Source organism: Mesorhizobium sp. M7A.T.Ca.US.000.02.2.1 (assembly GCF_003996995.1).
In the GTDB taxonomy this organism is placed as follows: Bacteria; Pseudomonadota; Alphaproteobacteria; order Rhizobiales; family Rhizobiaceae; genus Mesorhizobium.
In genome coordinates this window covers 1-4,149 of record NZ_RZTT01000483.1, presented here as the reverse complement: position 1 = coordinate 4,149, position 4,149 = coordinate 1, and the positions used below count along the sequence as shown (strand labels likewise).

Genomic DNA, 4,149 nt, shown 5'->3' with positions numbered 1-4,149 from the left:
ACGGACGGAATGTTCAGCCGTTCTGTCGCCATGGCAATCTTGTCGCCATTCCACTTCCAGTCCTGCGCACGGCGGTCGGCATAGATCTCGATGCCATTGCCTTCGGGATCGGTCAGGTACAGAGCTTCGCTGACCAGATGGTCGGAAGCGCCCTCGATCGCGATCTTGTTTGATATGGCGTGGTTGATCCAGCGGCCGAGGTCGGCGCGGCTGGGCAGCAGGAAGGCGGTGTGGAACAGCCCGGCGCTGCGCGGATCATCCGGCTTGGCTGAAGCGTCCTGCTCAAGCACCAACAAGGGACGGTTGGCGGCGCCCAGGGTGATCGCGCCATCGGCACGGCTCAACTCCTGCAGACCGACAATTTCGCGGTAATAGGCGGCAAGGCTTTCCGCGTCGCGCGCCTTCAGCCCGACGCGGGCAACGCTGACCGGGGTGTTGGCGGCAAAAGGCAACTCGCTCATCGAATGCTCCGTTCGACCGGCCTGCGATGAAGCTCCCAAGGCGAGAAGCCCCACTCCGCCGATCATTGTACGTCGTGTCAGTTCCAAAGTCAGGGTTCCCGCGCACGGCTGTTTCTTTTCCTGACCACAGATCGTCCATCGGCATCGTTCACACAAGACGCGAAGAAGCGAACATGGTGTTCACTATTGTGATCAAAGGCGGCGTTCCTGCCGGTTGCACGAAGCGATGCCGCTCGCTATCTCAGCGCCATGAAGGTCAAGGAAGCAGATATTCTCATCGTACCGGGCTACACCAATTCCGGCCCCGACCATTGGCAGAGCCGCTGGCAGTCGAAACTGTCGACGGCGCGCCGCGTCGAACAGGCCGAGTGGTCGAAGCCGGTTCGCGAGGACTGGACGGCGAGCGTCGCCAAGGCGGTCAACGAGGCCGAGCGGCCGGTCGTCCTGGTCGCGCATTCGCTCGGCGTCACCACTGCGGTGCAAGCCATTCCGCAGTTCCGCAAGCCGGTCGCCGGGGCCTTCTTCGTGGCACCTCCCGACGTCGCCAATCCCGAGATCAGGCCCAGGCACCTGATGACCTTCGGCCCCTATCCGCGTGAGCCGCTGCCCTTTCCCTCGATCGTGATCGCCAGCCGCAACGATCCGTTCTGCGCCTTCGATGTCGCCGAAGACATTGCCGGTGCATGGGGCTCGCTGTTCATCGATGCCGGCGAGACCGGTCATCTGAACGCGGATTCAGGCTTCGGGCCGTGGCCCGAAGGTTCAATGACCTTCGCCAAATTCCTGACGGATTTGAAACCCTGAGTTTCTTCAGGACCCGATCGAATCGCGGACGCTCTTGATCAGCGTTTTTGCGCCAAGCCCGATCAGCGAATGCTCGGAGCCCATGGCCAGCAGGCGATAGCCCATCGACACGACCCGGCCGGCAATTGCCGGCTCGACAACATAGATCGCCGCATGTTTGCCGGCCTTGCGGGTGCGCTCGGCAACCGATGCCACCGTCTCCATCATGCTTTCCAGCGTCGAATTGACGGTGGCACCATTGCTCCAGGCGATCGAGAAATCCGATGGGCCGAGGAAGATGCCGTCGATGCCGGGCGTATCGAGGATGCCGTCGAGCGCATCGAGGGCGGCGCGCGTCTCGACCATGGCGAAGGCCATCGTGCGCTGATTGGTGTCGCGCAGCCATTCGGCCTGGTCGCCTTTGCCGTGGCGTGGAAAAGCGTAGGTCGGACCCCAGGAGCGCTCGCCGAGCGGCGGGGATTTTATTGCGGCCGCGAACAGTTTTGCATCGGCAACCGAATTCACCATCGGCGCGATGACTGCCTCGGCGCCGAAATCGAGCGCGCGGCTTGCCATGTCGAAACGGCCAACGGGAATGCGCACCAGCGCCGGCTTGCCGGCAGCCAGCACCGGCACCAGGCCACGCAGCACGCTGTCTTCGTGATGGCCGCCATGCTGCATGTCGAGCGTGACGGCATCGAAGCCCTGCTTGGCGACGATCTCGACGGTCAAGGCATCCGGCACGCCGGACCATGCGGTGAACAGCGTTTCGTCGGCCGCGAGGCGGGACTTCAGGGACATGGATACTTTCCTTGTTAACTCCGGCAGTTTCAGCCGGAAATCGCGACAAAGGCAAAGAAAAACCGCCCGGATAGGCCGGGCGGTCGATTGGTCCAGCTTATGGCCGGGCGCATAGCCCGGATCAGGTGTTCTTGATCTGCTCGATCGCCTGCGCCATCAGTTCGTCCATGGTGCGGCGGATCTGGTGGTCCGACTGCTCGACGCCGGCCGCGTCGAAATCCCCACGGATCTTGCGGAACACGTCGTGGTCGCCGGCTTCCTCGATGTCGGAAACAACCACTTCCTTGGCATAGGCGTCGGCATCAGCGCCGGACTTTCCGAGCTTTTCGGCGGCCCACAGGCCGAGCGCCTTGTTGCGGCGCGCCGAGGCCTTGAACCGAAGCTCCTCGTCGAATGCGAATTTACGCTCAAAGCCCTCTTCGCGGTCTTTCATGCTGCTCATGGCGTCCCTCCGGTCAAATTCGATTCGTTGGCGGTGAATATGTGCGTTGCCAAAGCACAAACCAAAAGGTCGCGGGCCGGTCAATACGCTTCATCGCATGCTGCGCTGCGGCATTTCAGTCCCGAAAGCGGTTGATTGGAAGGATTTGCCGATTGAGCAAACGATGTGATTGGGATAGACCCGGCATTGAACCCTACCGTAGCCGCACTATTTCAGGCAGACGGACAGGAAATGGTCTGATACCGCCCTGTCCGGAACCCCAGAGAAAAATCCAAATGAAAAATCGCCGCCGCATTTATGAAGGCAAGGCCAAGATACTCTATGAGGGACCCGAACCGGGCACGCTTATCCAGTTCTTCAAGGATGACGCCACCGCGTTCAACAAGAAGAAGCACGAGGTCATCGACGGCAAGGGTGTCCTCAACAACCGCATTTCCGAGTACATCTTCAACCATTTGAACCGCATGGGCATTCCGACCCATTTCATCCGCCGGCTGAACATGCGCGAGCAGCTGATCAAGGAAGTCGAGATTATTCCGCTCGAAGTGGTGGTGCGCAATGTCGCCGCCGGTTCGCTGTCCAAGCGGCTCGGCATCGAGGAAGGCACCGTTCTGCCGCGCTCGATCATCGAATTCTATTACAAGGCCGACGCGCTCGACGATCCGATGGTGTCGGAAGAGCACATCACCGCGTTCGGCTGGGCGAGCCCGCAGGAGATCGACGACGTCATGGCGCTGGCCATCCGCGTCAACGACTTTCTCTCCGGCCTGTTCATGGGCGTCGGCATCCAGCTCGTCGACTTCAAGATCGAATGCGGCCGGCTGTTCGAGGGCGACATGATGCGCATTGTCGTCGCCGACGAGATCTCGCCGGATTCCTGCCGCCTGTGGGACGTGGCGACGCAGGACAAGCTCGACAAGGATCGTTTCCGCCGCGACATGGGCGGCCTTGTCGAGGCCTACCAGGAAGTTGCCCGCCGCCTCGGCATCATGAACGAGAACGAACCGCCGCGCCCAACCGGCCCGGTGCTTGTCGCCTCGACCGACGGCCTCAAAGGCAAGCCGCACTGATCGCGGCTTGCCTCCCGATACTCAGAACAGGAGCATGTCCAGCGTGATCAAGGCCCGCATTACCGTCACCCTCAAGAACGGCGTGCTCGACCCGCAAGGCAAAGCGATAGAACACGCGCTGTCCGGCCTGGGCTTCGGCGGCGTCGGCACGGTGCGGCAGGGCAAGGTGTTCGACGTCGAGCTGGCGGAAAGCGACAAGGCCAAGGCCGAAGCGGACCTCAAGGCCATGTGCGACAAGCTGCTGGCGAACACGGTGATTGAGAATTATAGTGTGACGCTTACCTAAGGTTGTGCCGGAGGCACGTATGCCTGAAGTCACGAAAGAACTGATGTACGAGCGTCTCAAGAAAATCCATTCACGAATGGATCGACTTGAGAGTGGCCTGGGCGAAGTCAAGCACGAGATTGTCGCGATCAGGTTGCAGGCGTTGAGTACGCAAACGGACGTCAACAATATCTACGCGATAACAGGCCGTATCGATCAACGTCTTGAACGGATTGAGCAGCGTCTCGACCTGCGCGAGCTCGCCGAAGCCCAGAGGCCTTACGAACCAAAATGAAATCAGCCGTCGTCCTCCTGCCCGGCCTCAAC

The 4,149-nt window shown here is 61.1% G+C and carries 7 protein-coding genes; 4 read left to right on the top strand and 3 right to left on the bottom strand.

Translation table 11 applies throughout. From position 1 onward, the window contains the following. Positions 1-461: VOC family protein (locus EOD15_RS29915; protein WP_185929111.1), on the bottom strand; the 461-nt coding region annotated here is incomplete at its 3' end. A gap of 249 nt (positions 462-710) precedes the next feature. On the opposite strand from EOD15_RS29915, the gene EOD15_RS29910 reads away from it, so the two are divergent. Beyond that, positions 711-1,265, top strand: a complete 555-nt coding sequence (locus EOD15_RS29910; protein WP_127409102.1) for an alpha/beta hydrolase — start codon at positions 711-713, stop codon at positions 1,263-1,265. Between the two features lie 6 nt (positions 1,266-1,271). On the opposite strand, the gene EOD15_RS29905 is transcribed toward EOD15_RS29910, so the two are convergent. Both EOD15_RS29905 and EOD15_RS29900 read right to left on the bottom strand, forming a co-directional pair. Beyond that, positions 1,272-2,045: an HpcH/HpaI aldolase/citrate lyase family protein gene (locus EOD15_RS29905; RefSeq protein ID WP_127409101.1), complete on the bottom strand. Its 774-nt coding sequence runs from the start codon at positions 2,043-2,045 to the stop codon at positions 1,272-1,274. Positions 2,046-2,166: 121 nt separating this feature from the next. Further along, complete coding sequence (locus EOD15_RS29900) at positions 2,167-2,487, bottom strand: DUF1476 domain-containing protein (protein WP_127322703.1); 321 nt, start codon at positions 2,485-2,487, stop codon at positions 2,167-2,169. A 275-nt stretch (positions 2,488-2,762) separates the two neighbouring features. On the opposite strand from EOD15_RS29900, the gene purC reads away from it, so the two are divergent. Genes purC through EOD15_RS29885 form a run of 3 tightly spaced genes read left to right on the top strand, consistent with a single transcriptional unit; the run spans position 2,763 to position 4,117 of the window. Beyond that, the gene (gene purC, locus EOD15_RS29895) at positions 2,763-3,557 is read left to right on the top strand and encodes a phosphoribosylaminoimidazolesuccinocarboxamide synthase (protein WP_013532127.1); all 795 of its coding nucleotides are present in this window, start codon (positions 2,763-2,765) and stop codon (positions 3,555-3,557) included. A 43-nt stretch (positions 3,558-3,600) separates the two neighbouring features. Further along, positions 3,601-3,843 (top strand): phosphoribosylformylglycinamidine synthase subunit PurS, encoded by a 243-nt coding sequence (purS, locus tag EOD15_RS29890; protein ID WP_013532128.1) that lies wholly within the window; start codon positions 3,601-3,603, stop codon positions 3,841-3,843. A gap of 19 nt (positions 3,844-3,862) precedes the next feature. After that, on the top strand, positions 3,863-4,117 hold the full coding sequence (locus EOD15_RS29885; protein WP_127322702.1) for a hypothetical protein: 255 nt from the start codon (positions 3,863-3,865) through the stop codon (positions 4,115-4,117). Positions 4,118-4,149: the final 32 nt, after the last annotated feature.